Source organism: Streptomyces flaveolus (assembly GCF_014648815.1).
Lineage (GTDB): Bacteria > Actinomycetota > Actinomycetes > Streptomycetales > Streptomycetaceae > Streptomyces > Streptomyces flaveolus.
The window spans coordinates 52,124-67,322 of record NZ_BMRV01000019.1 but is presented as its reverse complement, the minus strand read 5'-3'; the positions used below and the strand labels follow the sequence as shown (position 1 = coordinate 67,322).

Genomic DNA, 15,199 nt, shown 5'->3' with positions numbered 1-15,199 from the left:
GGCCACTACCCTGCTGGAAGGTTCAGGCGTACGGGGGAGGGGTGGGCCGATGCGGCCGCTCGATGTCGACGAACCCACGGTCGTGGGGCCCTACCGGCTGCTCGGCCGGCTGGGCTCCGGCGGCATGGGCAGGGTCTACCTGGGCCGCAGCGCCGGCGGCCGGACGGTCGCCGTGAAGATCGTGCATCCGCACTTCGCGCTCGACGAGGAGTTCCGGGCCCGGTTCCGCCGCGAGGTGGACGCCGCCCGCCGGGTGGGCGGCGCCTGGACCGCGCCCGTGCTCGACGCCGACCCGGGAGCGCGCGTGCCCTGGGTCGCCACCGCGTACGCGGCCGGACCGTCCCTGACGGCGGCAGTCGCGGACGGCGGCCCGCTGCCGGCCCACTCCGTACGGGCGCTCGGCGCGGGTCTCGGCGAGGCGCTGGCCGCGGTGCACGAGCTGGGCCTGGTGCACCGGGACGTGAAGCCGTCCAACGTGCTGCTCACCCTCGACGGCCCCCTTCTGATCGACTTCGGCATCGCCCGCGCCACGGACGGCACCGCCTCCCTGACCTCGACGGGCGTCTCGATCGGCTCGCCCGGCTACATGTCGCCCGAGCAGATCCTCGGCAAGGGCGTCACCGGTGCCGCCGACGTCTTCTCCCTCGGCGCGGTCCTCGCCTTCGCGGCGACCGGCCGGCCGCCCTTCCCCGGGGACTCCTCGGCCGCGCTGCTCTACAAGGTCGTCCACGAGGAGCCGGAGCTCGGCGCCCTGGACGGCGAGGTGCGGGAACTGGTCCGCCAGTGCCTGGCCAAGGAGCCCGGCGCCCGTCCCGCCCCCGGCGAGGTGGCCCGGCGGCTCGCCCCGGACGGCGCCGCCCGGCTGGTCGCGGGCGGCTGGCTGCCGGGGGTGCTGGTGGAGCAGGTCAGCCGGAGCGCCGTACACCTGCTCAACCTGGAGGCGGCGGGGGAGGGCGGTCCGGGGTCGGGACCGGTGGACTTCAGCCGGTCGTCGGTGCCGGCCGGGGAGCAGGAGGCCGGCGCTCACGCCGCCGGTGTCTTCGGTCCGCCGCCGGTGATGCCCCAGGCTCCCGCACCCCCCACTGCCGTGCCCGGGCCGCGGGACGGTGAGCGGAGTCCCGGGAAGCTGTCCGTGCACGTGGCGGCGACCTCGACGCGGGGCGGGGACGGGCGTGGGCGCAGGCTCAGTTGCACGGTGGCCCTCGCCGTGGCGGGGGCGCTGGCCGCGGTGACGGTCGGCTCGGTGTTCCTGTTCGACCTGCTGCCGGGCGAACGCCGGGACACCGCCGGCGGTGACGCCGACCAGGGCACCCACTCGCCGTCCGCCTCGGCCCCGGGGGACGCCCAGGGCACCGTCCCGGCCGCCTACCTCGGCACCTGGGAGGGCCAGGGCACCGCCCTCGGCGGCACTCTGCCGGCGGGCACCTTCCGCGTCACCGTCGAACGCGTGGGCATCGGCCAGGAGTTGGGACGGTTGCGCCAGACCGACCAGCTGGGCGGTGTCTGCGTCGACGTCCTGACGCTGAAGCAGGTGACGGACAAGCAGATCGTCGCCGCGTCGGTCGGTGCCGAGGGCAATCACAGCGGCTGCAACCAGTCGCCCACCACCGTCCGCTTCACCCCGGTCGGCGACGACCTTCAGTACGCCTCCGAGAGCGCCGCGTCGGGGAAGCCGGAGGCCCGGCTGTCGAAGGTCGAGTAGCCGGAAAGGGCCACCGGCCGCTCGGCCCGCCGCCATAGGGTGTCCGCGTGCTGAGCGTCGATGTGCCGGTCCTCCTCGTCGCCGTGCTCTGGGGCGCCGCGGCGGGGGCGCTGCTGCCGCGGGCGGCCTACCGTTTCTCCGCCCCCTCGGGTCAGGCGTGGCGGAAGGCGTGCCCGGCCGCGCACCCGGTCCGGGGATGGCTCGGGCCGGCGCGGTGCGGGCGGTGCGCGGACCGCGCGGTGCCGTACGGTCCCGGCGCCGCCGTTCCCGTCGCCGTTACCGCCCTGGTCTGTGCCGCCCTCGCCGCCGCCACCGGGACCCGGCCCGAACTGGCCGTCTGGCTGCTGCTCGCGCCGGTCGGCGTGCTGCTGGCGGTCGTCGACGTGCGGGTACGGCGGCTGCCCGACCCCCTGACCCTCCCGCTCGCGGCCACCGCCCTCGCCCTGCTCGGTGTCACCGCGCTCGTGCCCGAGCACGCCGGGCAGTGGACCACCGCCCTGCTGGGCACCCTCGCGCTCGGCGCCGGCTACTTCGTGCTGTTCCTCATCAACCCCGCCGGCATGGCCTTCGGCGACGTCAAGCTCGCGCTGGGCGCCGGTGCCGTCCTCGGCTGGTACGGCTGGCCGACGCTGATGCTGGGCACCTTCGCCGGGTTCCTGCTCGGGGCGCTCTACGGCGGTGCCCTCGTCGTCGCGGGGCGGGCCGGGCGCGGGACGGCCATCGCCTTCGGGCCGTTCCTGCTCGCGGGTGCCTTCCTCGGTGTCCTCGCGGGCGCGTACGCGGCCTGAGCGCGGCCGGGGAAAAGGGCTGGCGTACGCTGGTCAAGTCCGTCCACAACCCTTACGAACACTGCGAAAGGGACGCCGGTGACCGAGAAGGCCGACCTTCAGACCGTCCTCGACCGTGCCGCCGCCGGTGGGCGGATCACCCCCGAAGAGGCCCTCGCCCTTTACCGCGACGCGCCCCTGCACGCGCTGGGCGCCGCCGCCGATGCCGTCCGCAGGCGCCGGTACGCGGGCACCGAGCACATCGCGACGTACATCATCGAGCGCAACATCAACTACACGAACGTGTGCGTCACCGCGTGCAAGTTCTGCGCCTTCTACGCCGCGCCCAAGGACACCGCCAAGGGCTGGACCCGCGACCTCGACGACATCCTGCGCCGCTGCGCGGAGACCGTGGAGCTGGGCGGCACGCAGATCATGTTCCAGGGCGGCCACCACCCGGACTACGGCGTCGAGTACTACGAGAAGCACTTCGCCGCCATCAAGAAGGAGTTCCCCGAACTCGTCATCCACAGCCTGGGGGCGAGCGAGGTCGAGCACATGGCGCGGATCTCCGGGGTGTCGGTCGAGGAGGCCATCACCCGGATCCACGCGGCCGGGCTCGACTCCTTCGCCGGGGCCGGCGCCGAGCTGCTGCCCGAGCGTCCCCGCAAGGCGATCGCGCCGCTGAAGGAGTCCGGCGAGCGCTGGCTGGAGATCATGGAGATCGCGCACGGACTGGGCGTCGAGTCGACGTCCACCATGCTGATGGGCACCGGCGAGACCAACGCCGAGCGCATCGAGCACCTGCGCATGATCCGGGACGTGCAGGACCGCACCGGCGGCTTCCGCGCCTTCATCCCGTACACCTACCAGCCCGAGAACAACCACCTGAAGGGCCGCACGCAGGCCACGCTCTTCGAGTACCTGCGGATGATCGCCATCGCCCGCGTCTTCCTCGACAACGTCGCCCACATCCAGGGTTCGTGGCTGACCACCGGCAAGGAGGTCGGCCAGCTCTCCCTGCACTACGGCGCCGACGACCTCGGCTCGATCATGCTGGAGGAGAACGTGGTGTCGTCGGCCGGCGCCAAGCACCGCTCCAACCGGCTCGAGATCATCGACCTGATCCGCAAGGCGGGCCGCGTCCCGGCGCAGCGTTCCACGACGTACGAGCACCTCGTCGTGCACGACGACCCGGCGAACGACCCCGTCGACGAGCGGGTGGTCTCCCACATCTCGTCCACGGCGATCGAGGGCGGCACGGCCCACCCCGAGCTGAAGCTGCTCGCTTCCAACTGACGCCGCCGTGCTGACGATTCACGTCGCCGAAGCCTCGCCCGAGACGGCCGTCGTGGTCGACGGCGCGCATCTCGCCGCCGTCGGCCCGTACGAGGCACTGGCCGCCGACCACCCGCGGGCACGGGTGCGCCGGTGGCCCGGACTCCTGACGCCCGGACTGCTCAACCCTTACGGTCCGGAACTGCTGGAGCAGGCCTACCACCCCGACCCGCGCGAAGCGGACCGGCTCGGCACCGAGCCGGTCTTCGGGGAGCGCGGGCTCGCACTTCTGGCCGCCGACCCGTCCGCGCGGGGCGCCAGCGCGCGCCGCGGAGTACAGCGCATGCTGGCGCACGGAACGGTTGCCGTCGCGGGTGAGCTGCGGGGTCGCGCGGTGCTGGACGCGGTGCGGGGAGCGGGGCTCGCCCTGGCGGGGCGGCCGGCCACCCTGCCCGGGCCCGCGTCGTTCTCACCGGTGCCGCTCGTGCTGCTTCCCGGGCTCGCTCCCGGGAAACCCGCACGGTTCGCGGTGTTCGACGTACCCGACCGGGCCGCGCTCGTGCGGGACGGCGCGTCCACGTGCGTGGCGACCGTCGTCGCGGGCCGGATCGTGTACCGGCGTCGCTGATCGCGCTAGCCCGCGAAGGCCTTCGCGAACGCGCCGGTCTCCTGCTGCACCCCGCTGCAGTCGGTCAGCGCGTCGTCCGCGGAGGCGTCGTCGGCGCACTGCTGGTCGCGGAACGTGGCCCACATCGACACCCAGGCGATGCCGTTCTCCTCGGCGAAGGAACGGACCTCGGCGGCGTCCGCGAGGGTGAACGTCTCCCCGGCGACGTCGTTGACGCCCAGCATCGAGGTGAGCGCCATGCCCCGCCACGCGTCCGCGTCCGACGTCCCGAAGACCTTCCTCAGCTGCGTGTGGGCGGCCTTCGCCGAGGTGAGGGCGTACTCGCCCATGTCGCCGCCGTACGACTCGCCGTAGTTCATGGTCATGAGGTTGACCGTGGAGACCTTCACGCCGTGGTCGTTGGCGGACGCCAGCAGCGCGAGGGAGTCGGCGTCCAGGCCCGAGGGCATCACCGGGAGGGTGAAGGAGACCTCCAGGTCACTCCGCTCCTCCTGGAGCAGCGCGATCGCCTCCGAGCGCAGGGCGACCGAGTCGGCGTCGGTCAGTTCGTCGCCCTCGACGTCGAAGTCGGCCCGCGTGGCACCCGCCGCGTCCAGGGCCTCGCCGTAGGCCGCCGCCAGCGCGGAGGCGCTGTCGCACGTGGCCGCCAGTTCCCTGCCGGAGGCGCCGCCGAAGGAGACGCGGACGGCGGCGCCGGACTCCGTCAGCTTCGCGACGCGGGAGGCGACCGAGGCGTCGCCGACCTGCTGGACGCCGTTCCAGCGCGGCTCGCAGTCGTCGCCGGAAGCGATCACGAAGGCCAGGTTGTACGTCGCCGGGGAGCCCGCCGCGTCGTGGGCGGAGGCCGTGGTGGCACTGACGTAGGGGGCGTAGGTGGTGCCCGGCGCGGCGGCGGACGGTGCGGCGGAGCCGGACGGTGCGGCACCGGCCGCGTCGGTCGTGCCGTCCTGCCCGGAACAGCCGGCGGTGGCCAGGGCGAGCAACAGGGCGCACCCGGCCGCCGCCTTCCGGTAAGCCCTCATGTGCGCACGCTCCCGTTCTCGTCGTCGGACGAGTGAATGTCTCACGGGCGGCTGGGCCTTTCCTGAGAGAAGTGCGAGGTTTTCCGGCTTCTCCCAGGGGACGGACAGGTTGCGTCGCGTTTCATCGTGAACCCACAACGAAGCCCCAGGGTGCGACAGGCAAGGCTCCCTAACGTCCGGGGAATGCATTCCGAGCCTGCCTTCGAAAGCCGCGCCGCCCTGGGCGAGGGGCCCGCGCGCGGTCGCCGCCGTAAACGCGGCAACGGGTCCGCCGAAGGGCCCGTGTTCGTCGACAACTCCGGACGCCGGGCCCGGCTGCTGCGCCGGCTGGGTCTCCTCGTCGGAGTCGTCTGCGTCGGCTACGCGGCCGTACTGGGCCTGGCCTTCATGGGCATCGGCACCTCGATCAACCCGTCCTCGCTGCTGCCCTTCGGGGGCGGCCAGGACGGCCGTGCCCCGGACGGCGGTGCGCGCCCGCAGGACGGCCTCGCTCCCACGGGGGCCCCGCCCGTCGGCGCCCGCACCGGTGCCCCCGGCGGCCAGGCGCCCACCGCCACCCCCACCTCCGGCGCCTCTGCCGCCACCGACTGACCGGGACGCCGCCACAGCCATGACCACGACCACACCCCCCACCCCGCCCGCACGGGGCCGCCGACGGGCCCCCACCAGGATCGAGCGGGCCGCCGGCCGGGCCGCCGCCCTGCAACGACCGCGGGTGCTCCTCGCCCTGCTGCTCCTGCTCGCGCTGACCTGCGTGATGCTCCTCGACGGCTATCTGCGCGCGGAGGTCGGCGGCGACCAGCGCGTGCGCACCGGGGCGAGCGCGAGCGACGTACCGGACGACGTCCTCGACGGCGGGCCGATCCTCACCTTCCGCGGCGGACAGGCCACCACGGTCTCCGTCCCGGACAAGACGATCGCGCTGACCTTCGACGACGGCCCGGACCCGACCTGGACACCGCAGGTGCTGGAGATCCTGGAGAAGTACGACGTGCCCGGCACGTTCTTCCTGGTCGGCTCCATGGTCTCGCGCTATCCGGACATCGTGGAGGACATGGTCGAGCAGGGCAACGAGGTGGGTGTCCACACCTTCACCCACATCGACCTGTCCTACCAGAGCGAGGCCCGCGTCACGCGCGAGATCGAGCAGACCCAGCTCGCCCTCGCGGGCGCGGCCGGCATCACCACCACGCTGTTCCGCGCGCCGTACTCCTCGCAGACCGATGCCATCGACAACTACAGCTGGCCCGTCTACGAGAAGCTCGGCGAGGACGGCTACACCAGCGTCTTCATCGACACCGACAGCGACGACTGGAAGCGGCCCGGCGTCTCGGAGATCGTCGACTGGGCCACGCCGGAGGACGACGAGGGCGCCTCCGTCCTCTTCCACGACGCGGGCGGCGAGCGGTCGCAGACGATCGAGGCGCTGCCGAAGTACATCGCGAAGATGAAGGCGAAGGGATACACCTTCACCACCATCAGCGGCGCCATGGCCGATCAGCAGGCCGGGCAGCAGCCCTCCGGCGGGCCCGCCGCCCAGGCGTCCGGCGCCGGGGGCGGCGGCCTCCAGGCCGCCCACCACCGGGCCACCGGCACGACCCTGTACGAGGGCAAGGCGCTCGTCGCGGCCGTCGCGGTCGCCGAGTGGACCGTGCCGGCTCTGTCGGTCGGGCTCATGGTCGTCGGCGTCGCCGTGATGGGCCGCTTCGGGATGATGCTGATCCTCGCCCGCCGCCACCACCGGAAACGCAACCGACGCCGCTTCAGCTGGGGACCACCCGTCACCGGGCCGGTGAGCGTGATCGTCCCGGCGTACAACGAGAAGGAGTGCATAGCCAACACCCTCCGGTCGCTGGCGCGCAGCACCCACCCGATCGAGATCGTCGTCGTGGACGACGGGTCGACCGACGGCACGGCCGAGATCGCCGAGTCCCTCGGCCTGCCCAACGTCCGGGTCGTCCGGCAGGCCAACGCCGGCAAGCCCGCCGCCCTCAACAACGGTGTCCGCCACGCCCGGTACGACATCGTCGTGATGATGGACGGCGACACCGTCTTCGAGCCGGACACCGTACGGCACCTCGTGCAGCCCTTCGCCGACCCCGGCGTCGGCGCGGTCGCGGGCAACGCCAAGGTCGGCAACCGGCGCACCCTCATCGGGGCCTGGCAGCACATCGAGTACGTGATGGGCTTCAACCTCGACCGGCGCATGTACGACCTGCTGCGCTGCATGCCGACCATCCCCGGCGCGATCGGTGCCTTCCGGCGGGACGCGGTGCTGGAGGCCGGCGGCATGAGCGAGGACACCCTCGCCGAGGACACCGACATCACCATCGCCCTGCACCGCGCCGGGTGGCGGGTCGTCTACCAGGAGCACGCGCGGGCCTGGACCGAGGCGCCGGGCTCCCTGAAGCAGCTCTGGTCGCAGCGCTACCGCTGGTCCTACGGCACCATGCAGGCCCTGTGGAAGCACCGCGGGTCGCTGACGGACAGGGGGCCCTCGGGGCGCTTCGGGCGGGTCGGCATGCCGCTGGTCGTGCTCTTCCAGGTCGTCACGCCGGTCTTCGCCCCGCTCATCGACGTCTTCACCCTCTACTCGATGATCTTCATCGACTTCCGGGCGGCGCTCCTCGCGTGGCTGGCGGTGCTGGGCGTGCAGCTCCTGTGCGCGGCCTACGCCTTCCGGCTCGACCGGGAGAAGTACCGGTACCTGCTGATGATGCCGCTCCAGCAGCTGGCGTACCGGCAGATGATGTACCTGGTCCTCATCCACTCCTGCGTCACCGCCCTCACCGGCGGCCGGCTGCGCTGGCAGAAACTCAAGCGGACGGGCGAGGTGGGAACGCCGGCGGGGAACGGGTGATGGGGGCGCACAGCAAGGGGACGGCGCGGCGCGCTCCGGCGGTGACCGGGGAGACGGGGGCCGGGGACGCCGTGCGCCGTGCCCCCGGGGGCGGCCCGGCGGCGGGCCGGGACCGCTACTTCGACACCCTGCGCGCCGTCGCCCTGGTCCGGGTCGTCGCGTACCACGCCTTCGGCTGGCCCTGGGCCGGGCTGGTCTTCCCCTCGATGGGCATCATGTTCGGCCTGGCCGGCACCCTGATGGCCCGGTCGCTGCGGCGCCCGGCCCCGGCGGTGATCCGCGGCCGGCTGCGGCGCCTGCTGCCGCCGTTCTGGTGCTGGGGCCTGTTCGTGACCGGCGCGATGCTGGTGCACGGCTGGATGCCGGGGTGGCAGGCCGTCTACTGGATCGTGCCGCTCGGCGACCCGCCGGGCAACGCCTGGGGCGAGCAGGCCTGGGAGATCCTCTGGTATCTGCGGACCTACCTGTGGTTCGTCCTCCTCTCGCCGCTGCTGCTGCGGGTGTTCCGGGCGGCGCCCGTGCCCGTCCTGGTGCTGTCGCTCGTCCCCGCCGTCGTGCTCCGGTACGTCTGGCAGCCGCCGGACGGCCGCTTCGGCAGCGCCCTCACCGACCTCGCCACGTTCCTCTTCTGCTGGCTGCTCGGCTTCGCGCACCACGAGGGCGTGCTGGGGCGGCTGAAGCCGGCCGCCGTCGCCCTGCCCGCGCTCGCCGCGCTGGCGTACGGCGGGTGGTACGCGTTCGCGCACCAGGGCGAGTACGGCACCTACGACCTCGACGACATCCCGCTGGCGCAGGCCCTCTGGTCGGCGGGGTTCGTGACACTGCTGATGTACACGAAGGCACGGTTCGGCACCGACTTCGCCGGACTGGCCCGCTTCCGGCGCCTGGACCGGCTGGTGACCGTCTTCAACGCCCGTGCGGTGACGATCTACCTCTGGCACGAACTCGCGCTCGTCCTCGCGGTGCCGCTGATCGACCGCTTGTGGGGCGTACCGGCGTTCGAGGCACATCTGCCGCTGGACAGCCAGTGGTTCCTGCTGGGCGTCGGCTGGGTCCTGATCGCGGTGTCGGTCGTCCTGTTCGGCTGGGTGGAGGATGTCGCCGCGCGGAAGAGGCCGAGGCTCGTGCCGTGACCCGGCCCTGCAACAATGGGCCCGTGACCCGCGCCTCCCTGAACAAGCAGCCGCACGAAGTCGCCTCGATGTTCGACCACGTCGCGGAACGGTACGACCTGACGAACACCGTGCTCTCGCTCGGCCAGGACCGGGCGTGGCGCAAGGAGGTCGCCAGAGCCGTCGACGCCCGGCCCGCGCAGAAGGTCCTCGACCTCGCCGCCGGCACGGCGACCTCGTCCCAGCCCTTCGCCCGCGCCGGTGCCTACGTGGTCCCCTGCGACTTCTCCCTGGGCATGCTCCAGGTGGGCAAGCAGCGGCACCCCTGGATGCCGTTCACCGCGGGCGACGCCACGCGGCTGCCGTTCCGGGACGACGTGTTCGACGCGGTCACCATCTCCTTCGGGCTGCGCAACGTGCAGGACACGGACGCGGCGCTGCGCGAGATGTACCGGGTGACACGCCCCGGCGGCCGGGTCGTGATCTGCGAGTTCTCGCACCCGACCTGGGCGCCGTTCCGCACCGTGTACACCGAGTACCTGATGCGCGCCCTGCCGCCGGTGGCCCGCGCGGTGTCGTCCAACCCGGACGCCTACGTCTACCTCGCCGAGTCCATCCGCGCCTGGCCCGACCAGGCGGCCCTGGCGGAGCGGCTGCGGAAGGCCGGCTGGTCGAAGGTGGCGCACCGGAACCTGACGGGCGGCGTCGTGGCGCTGCACCGGGGCTTCAAGGAGAGCTGAGCGGCACGCGCCTCAGGGGCGGCCGAGCAGCACGAAGCGGGGTGTCCCGCCCGGTTCGGCCGACTCTCGCCGGAGCCCGCCGCGGGGCGGGCCGGGCACGCGCGGCTCGCGGATGCCCCCGCCGTCCTCGCCCTCCCCGAAGTCGAACCACACGTACACCCTCGACTCCCGCGGCACCCGGGCGCCCGGCGGCGGGTACTGGCGCACGACGTGGTCGACGACGGCGAGGCGGAGGTCGGGCCGGTCCGGCGAGGTGAGGGACAGGCCCTGTCCCCGCGCCACCTCGTCCGCGTCCACGGCCATCAGGCCGACCAGGTGCGGCACGCACACGTCGGGTGTCTTCGATGTCAGGCGCACGGGCGTCACCCCCAGCGGTACGGGCACAGTAACTCCGCCGCGCACCGCCCGGAAGCGTCACGTCGCCGACTGCGACACTCCGTCCCGCGGTGTCAGAGATTGAGCCGGTAGCAGTGCCCCTGCTGCTCCGTCGCCGGGGTCGTGAAGACCTCGGCGAGCCGCATGCCCAGCCGCTCCGTGACCGCGATGGACCGCGCGTTGCGGGCGTTGACCATCGCCACCACCTCCGCCACGCCCGCCGAGCGCACCCGCTCCAGGGTCTGCCGGGCCGCCGCCGTGACGTACCCCTTGCCCCAGTGCTCCCGCCCGAGCCGCCAGCCGATCTCGATCTCGCCCTTGGGGCCCCAGTCGCCCGGCCACGGCTGGGCGCCGGTGAAGCCGATGACCTGCCCGGACTCGTCCACCATGGTCCACAGGCAGAAGCCGTGTTCGGCGTCGTGCCGGCGCTGGCGGGCGGTGAGCTCCTCGTAGACGGACAGTTCCGCGGACCTCCCGCCGTGGAACTCCATGACGTCCGGGTGGTCGAAGACCCGGTGCCAGGCGACGGCGTCCTCGTCGGTGGGGACGCGCAGCCGTACGACAGGCAGAGCTCGGTTCACGGGGCAGCCCTTCAGCCGGGTGATCGGTGACGCTGAATAGACTGCCCATGTCCAGTGCCCGTCGGCACGCAGATTTTCGAAACTCTGGGGAGATCCCGCCGTGACCGAGCCCCTCTCCGACAACACCGCCGATGTGATCGTCGTGGGCGCGGGGCCAGCCGGCTCCACCACCGCGTACTACCTGGCCAAGGCCGGACTCGACGTCCTCCTGCTGGAGAAGACCGCGTTCCCGCGGGAGAAGGTCTGCGGCGACGGACTCACCCCGCGCGCGACCAAGCAGCTCGTGGCGATGGGCATCGACATCTCCGAGGAGGCCGGCTGGCTGCGCAACAAGGGCCTGCGCATCATCGGCGGCGGCTCGCGGCTCCAGCTGGACTGGCCGGATCTGGCCTCCTTCCCCGACTACGGACTCGTCCGCAAGCGCGACGACTTCGACGAGCAGCTCGCCCGGCAGGCGCAGAAGGCGGGCGCCCGCCTCTACGAGCGCTGCAACGTCGGCGCCCCGGTCGTCGACGACCGCACGGGCCGCATCACCGGCGTGCACGCGAAGCTGGGGGAGGAGAAGCGGGAGGTCACCTTCCACGCGCCGCTGGTCGTGGCCGCCGACGGCAACTCCACGCGGCTGTCCCTGGCGATGGGTCTGCACCGCCGCGAGGACCGCCCGATGGGCGTCGCGGTCCGCACGTACTTCACCTCGCCGCGCCACGACGACGACTACCTGGAGTCCTGGCTGGAGCTGTGGGACCGCCGCGGCGCCCAGGACCGCCTCCTGCCGGGCTACGGCTGGATCTTCGGCATGGGCGACGGCACGTCGAACGTCGGCCTGGGCGTGCTGAACACCTCCGCCTCCTTCAAGGAGCTGGACTGGCGGGAGGTGCTGAAGGCCTGGTGCGCGTCCATGCCGGAGGACTGGGGCTACACCCCGGACAACATGACCGGCCCGATCCGCGGCGCCGCCCTGCCCATGGCCTTCAACCGCCAGCCCCACTACACCAAGGGCCTGCTCCTGGTCGGCGACGCCGGCGGCCTGGTGAACCCCTTCAACGGCGAGGGCATCGCCTACGCCATGGAGTCCGGCCAGATCGCCGCCGACGTCATCGTCCAGGCACACGCGCGGGCCACGCCGGCCCAGCGGGAGATCGCCCTCCAGCGCTACCCGCGCGTCCTGAAGGACACCTACGGCGGCTACTACTCGCTGGGCCGCGCCTTCGTGAAGCTCATCGGCAACCCGAAGGTCATGCAGATCGCGACCCAGCGCGGCCTCACCCACCCGATCCTGATGAAGTTCACCCTGAAGATGCTCGCCAACCTGACGGACCCGACGGGCGGCGACGCGATGGACCGCATCATCAACGGACTGAGCAAGGTGGCCCCGAAGGCGTGATCACGCCCCGCTGAAGGCCGCGGCGTTGGCGGCCCGGCGCGCGAACACCTCGTCGCGCCGGTCCGCCGACTGCCGCAGCGCCCGCTTCCGGTCGCGCGCGGAGAGCCGGTCCAGGTAGACGTGCCCGTTCACGTGGTCGGTCTCGTGGGCGAGGCAGCGGGCGAAGTAGCCGGTGCCCTCGACGAGGAGCGGCTCGCCGTTCCTGTCCAGGCCCCGCACGACCGCCCGGTCGGGGCGCGGTACGGCCATGACGGCGCCCGGTACCGACAGGCAGCCCTCGCCCTCGTCGAGCAGCCGCCGCGCGCCCGGGTCGAGCGGTTCCAGCACCGGGTTGACGATGTGCCCGACATGTCGGACACCATCGTCGTCGGGGCAGTCGTACACGAACAGGCGGAGGTCCACCCCGACCTGATTGGCCGCCAGTCCCGCTCCCTCCGCCACGTACATCGTGCGGAACATGTCGTCGATGAGCGCGGCCAGGTCGGGCCCGAACTCGGTGACGTCCCGGCACGGCCTGTGCAGCACCTCTTCGCCGACCTCGGTGACGCGCCGGACCGACCCGCGCCGGGACTCCGGTGCGAGCGGCGGGTAGGAGGCGGTGTGCCGCCCCTGCACGAACACGCTGGGCATGCGTTCTCTCCTTCGGTCTCGTGAACGGCCGGTGGGGGACCGGCCCGTTGCGAGCTTCCCAGGAGCGGCCCGCGTCCGCCGGGAGTGCGCGAAAGACCGCAGCCCCCGAGCGGCTGCGGCCTTTCGTGTGGATGTGTCCGAGGTGTCCGGACGTGAGCGTCAGAGCACGCGCACCGCACCGCTCGGCGGGTCGTACGACAGGGGCTTCATCACGACGCCCGTCGACGAGTTCTGCGCGCCGACGAACATGCCGTCGCCGACGTAGACGCCCACGTGGTACGCGCTGCCCGCGCCACCCCAGTACAGGATGTCGCCCGGCTGCAGGTTGCTCAGCGACACCTGGGTGCCGGCGACCGACTGGTCCTGGGAGACGCGCGGCAGGTCGATGTTGACCTGCTTGAAGGCGGCCTGCACGAGACCGGAGCAGTCCCACGAGTTGGGGCCGGTGCCGCCGGAGACGTAGGCGTCGCCGATCTGGGCCTGGACGAAGGAGACGACGGCGGCGGCCGAACCGGTGGCCGACGAGCTGACGCTGACCGAGGCCTCACCGGACGAGGACGAGGCCGAGGACGACGAGCCGGTGTCCACGGAGGCGCTCAGGGTGGCGCGCTCGGCGGCACGGGAAGCGCGCTCGGCGGCCTCCTTGCGGGCGGCCTCCTCGGCCTTCTTCTTGGCCTCCGCGGCCTTCTTCTTGGCCTCGGCGAGGTCCGCCTTGGCCTCCTTGGCCGCGGCGGCGGCGGCCGCGTCACGCTCGGCGCGCAGCTCGTAGTTGGCTGCGGCCTGCTGCGTGGCGTCCGCGGACTGGGCGACCTGGGCGGCCAGGTCGGCCGTCAGGGTGGGCAGTTCGAGGGTCTGCGTCACCGGCTCGGCCGCGTTCGCCGAACCCGACGCCCCGGCCACTGCCAGGGTGCTGAGGACGCCACCGGCAACTCCGGCCCGCATCGCGAGTGTCGACGCGCTGCGGCGGGGCTTCCGGTGGCTGCGTATGTGAGCGGTGTGGGACATGGGTACAACCGGTATCAGGAGCTCCTCCATACCTTCAAGAAACGTGTGCTGCGCCACAGTTGTTCAATGGGGCCCCCGAATCCCGGGCGTGTCGCCCTTTTTTGACGTCCTGGCGAACATTGCGGCCCCTCCGTAACCCACCTGTGATCACGGACTTTGATCGTTTCGCCCGAATTGCCCCGCGCTTACCACTGGTTGAGGCAGTTGGCCAAGCCCGGTTCTCAGCCGCCTCTCATGAATGTGGCGGAGGTCACGGAACGGTTCCCCCGGTGGCCGCGTCCCCCGCGCGGATCGCCGTCCGCGACGCTCGTGAACGCGTGCACGCGTCCACATCGCGCCCCGCTCTCCCTCCGATGTGTGAACGAGAGCCACTATCAAGAGATCCGGTCCAGCACCAATTTGCATGCACGCGAACCATCTTGATATGGAGACGCCCGTTGCTCGTCCCCTCTGGCCAGCGGCGACGAGCGAAATTGTCACCTCTGGTGATCAGCTGAACGCTTCTTGTGTGAAGATCACCGCTCATCCGACTTCATGATCCTTCGTCAGGTGGTGGAGATCACAAAGCTTGTGCAATACCCCGTGTCGCAGATCACAGAGCGGCGGGCATAAGATGCGAGGCAGTTGGGCTTGTGACCTGCTTCACATGTTCGCGATCTTCGCCGGGACCAGCGGGGCTCGTGGGACTGCCGGGGCGGTTGTGAGTCCAGGCCAACCGCCAGCAGTCAGTGCCGACTGAGAGGAGCGAGGAGCGGTGAACGCGTATGCGCCCATCCTCGTACTGGGAGCCCTCGGGGCAGGCTTCGCGATCTTTTCCGTGGTCATGGCCACGCTGATCGGCCCGAAGCGGTACAACCGGGCCAAGCTCGAGGCCTACGAGTGCGGCATCGAGCCGACCCCCACGCCGGCCGGCGGCGGGCGCTTCCCCATCAAGTACTACCTGACGGCGATGCTCTTCATCGTCTTCGACATCGAGATCGTCTTCCTCTACCCCTGGGCCGTCACCTTCGACGCCCTGGGGATCTTCGGGCTCGTGGAGATGCTGCTCTTCGTGCTCACCGTCTTCGTCGCGTACGCGTACGTATGGCGGCGCGGCGGCCTGGAATGGGACTGAG

Annotated in this window: 15 protein-coding genes; 10 read left to right on the top strand and 5 right to left on the bottom strand. The window is 72.1% G+C overall.

Annotated features, from left to right (window positions below; translation table 11 throughout):
• The first annotated feature begins 49 nt into the window (after positions 1–49).
• The 4 genes from IEZ05_RS32040 to IEZ05_RS32025 all read left to right on the top strand — a co-directional run bounded on the left by IEZ05_RS32040 (position 50) and on the right by IEZ05_RS32025 (position 4,375).
• Positions 50–1,702 (top strand): serine/threonine-protein kinase, encoded by a 1,653-nt coding sequence (locus IEZ05_RS32040; protein ID WP_189233808.1) that lies wholly within the window; start codon positions 50–52, stop codon positions 1,700–1,702.
• A 50-nt stretch (positions 1,703–1,752) separates the two neighbouring features.
• Entirely contained in the window at positions 1,753–2,490 is a 738-nt protein-coding gene (locus IEZ05_RS32035) for a prepilin peptidase (protein ID WP_189233859.1), read from the top strand.
• A gap of 78 nt (positions 2,491–2,568) precedes the next feature.
• On the top strand, positions 2,569–3,768 hold the full coding sequence (gene mqnC, locus IEZ05_RS32030) for a cyclic dehypoxanthinyl futalosine synthase (RefSeq protein WP_189233807.1): 1,200 nt from the start codon (positions 2,569–2,571) through the stop codon (positions 3,766–3,768).
• 7 nt (positions 3,769–3,775) lie between these two features.
• The gene (locus tag IEZ05_RS32025; protein WP_189233806.1) at positions 3,776–4,375 is read left to right on the top strand and encodes a hypothetical protein; all 600 of its coding nucleotides are present in this window, start codon (positions 3,776–3,778) and stop codon (positions 4,373–4,375) included.
• A 5-nt stretch (positions 4,376–4,380) separates the two neighbouring features.
• Here the strand turns inward: IEZ05_RS32025 and IEZ05_RS32020 are convergent, their stop codons facing one another.
• Positions 4,381–5,397, bottom strand: a complete 1,017-nt coding sequence (locus IEZ05_RS32020) for a chitinase (protein ID WP_189233805.1) — start codon at positions 5,395–5,397, stop codon at positions 4,381–4,383.
• 183 nt (positions 5,398–5,580) lie between these two features.
• Between IEZ05_RS32020 and IEZ05_RS32015 the strand changes: the two genes are divergently transcribed.
• From IEZ05_RS32015 to IEZ05_RS32000, 4 genes are read left to right on the top strand one after another with little or no spacing between them, the layout of a single operon-like run.
• Positions 5,581–5,988 carry a hypothetical protein gene (locus tag IEZ05_RS32015; protein ID WP_189233804.1) on the top strand — a complete coding sequence of 136 codons (408 nt, stop codon included), beginning with the start codon at positions 5,581–5,583 and terminating at the stop codon, positions 5,986–5,988.
• A 19-nt stretch (positions 5,989–6,007) separates the two neighbouring features.
• Positions 6,008–8,257 carry a bifunctional polysaccharide deacetylase/glycosyltransferase family 2 protein gene (locus IEZ05_RS32010; RefSeq protein ID WP_189233803.1) on the top strand — a complete coding sequence of 750 codons (2,250 nt, stop codon included), beginning with the start codon at positions 6,008–6,010 and terminating at the stop codon, positions 8,255–8,257.
• Positions 8,257–9,390, top strand: coding sequence for an acyltransferase family protein (locus IEZ05_RS32005; RefSeq protein ID WP_189233802.1), 1,134 nt, complete (start codon positions 8,257–8,259; stop codon positions 9,388–9,390). Before IEZ05_RS32010 ends, IEZ05_RS32005 begins: the two co-directional genes overlap by 1 nt.
• A 23-nt stretch (positions 9,391–9,413) precedes the next feature.
• A complete protein-coding gene (locus tag IEZ05_RS32000; RefSeq protein ID WP_189233801.1) occupies positions 9,414–10,109 on the top strand; it encodes a demethylmenaquinone methyltransferase in 696 nt (231 codons plus the stop codon).
• 12 nt (positions 10,110–10,121) lie between these two features.
• Here the strand turns inward: IEZ05_RS32000 and IEZ05_RS31995 are convergent, their stop codons facing one another.
• Positions 10,122–10,466 carry a PASTA domain-containing protein gene (locus tag IEZ05_RS31995; RefSeq protein ID WP_189233800.1) on the bottom strand — a complete coding sequence of 115 codons (345 nt, stop codon included), beginning with the start codon at positions 10,464–10,466 and terminating at the stop codon, positions 10,122–10,124.
• Positions 10,467–10,558: 92 nt separating this feature from the next.
• Positions 10,559–11,065 (bottom strand): GNAT family N-acetyltransferase, encoded by a 507-nt coding sequence (locus IEZ05_RS31990; RefSeq protein WP_189233799.1) that lies wholly within the window; start codon positions 11,063–11,065, stop codon positions 10,559–10,561.
• A gap of 100 nt (positions 11,066–11,165) precedes the next feature.
• Here IEZ05_RS31990 and IEZ05_RS31985 point away from each other — a divergent pair, with 100 nt between their 5' ends.
• On the top strand, positions 11,166–12,449 hold the full coding sequence (locus tag IEZ05_RS31985) for a geranylgeranyl reductase family protein (protein WP_189233798.1): 1,284 nt from the start codon (positions 11,166–11,168) through the stop codon (positions 12,447–12,449).
• On the opposite strand, the gene def is transcribed toward IEZ05_RS31985, so the two are convergent.
• Both def and IEZ05_RS31975 read right to left on the bottom strand, forming a co-directional pair.
• Positions 12,450–13,079, bottom strand: a complete 630-nt coding sequence (gene def / locus IEZ05_RS31980) for a peptide deformylase (protein WP_189233797.1) — start codon at positions 13,077–13,079, stop codon at positions 12,450–12,452.
• A 159-nt stretch (positions 13,080–13,238) separates the two neighbouring features.
• On the bottom strand, positions 13,239–14,084 hold the full coding sequence (locus IEZ05_RS31975) for a C40 family peptidase (RefSeq protein WP_189233796.1): 846 nt from the start codon (positions 14,082–14,084) through the stop codon (positions 13,239–13,241).
• Positions 14,085–14,838: 754 nt separating this feature from the next.
• Between IEZ05_RS31975 and IEZ05_RS31970 the strand changes: the two genes are divergently transcribed.
• Positions 14,839–15,198: an NADH-quinone oxidoreductase subunit A gene (locus tag IEZ05_RS31970; RefSeq protein ID WP_003992243.1), complete on the top strand. Its 360-nt coding sequence runs from the start codon at positions 14,839–14,841 to the stop codon at positions 15,196–15,198.
• Position 15,199: the final 1 nt, after the last annotated feature.

Excerpts from the sequence above, each read along its gene's own strand:
- IEZ05_RS32040 (WP_189233808.1), top strand. The coding sequence starts at position 50 with ATGCGGCCGCTCGATGTCGACGAACCCACGGTCGTGGGGCCCTACCGG.
- IEZ05_RS32020 (WP_189233805.1), bottom strand. The coding sequence starts at position 5,397 with ATGAGGGCTTACCGGAAGGCGGCGGCCGGGTGCGCCCTGTTGCTCGCC.
- IEZ05_RS32015 (WP_189233804.1), top strand. The coding sequence starts at position 5,581 with ATGCATTCCGAGCCTGCCTTCGAAAGCCGCGCCGCCCTGGGCGAGGGG.
- IEZ05_RS32010 (WP_189233803.1), top strand. The coding sequence starts at position 6,008 with ATGACCACGACCACACCCCCCACCCCGCCCGCACGGGGCCGCCGACGG.
- IEZ05_RS32005 (WP_189233802.1), top strand. The coding sequence starts at position 8,257 with ATGGGGGCGCACAGCAAGGGGACGGCGCGGCGCGCTCCGGCGGTGACC.
- def (WP_189233797.1), bottom strand. The coding sequence starts at position 13,079 with ATGCCCAGCGTGTTCGTGCAGGGGCGGCACACCGCCTCCTACCCGCCG.
- IEZ05_RS31975 (WP_189233796.1), bottom strand. The coding sequence starts at position 14,084 with ATGTCCCACACCGCTCACATACGCAGCCACCGGAAGCCCCGCCGCAGC.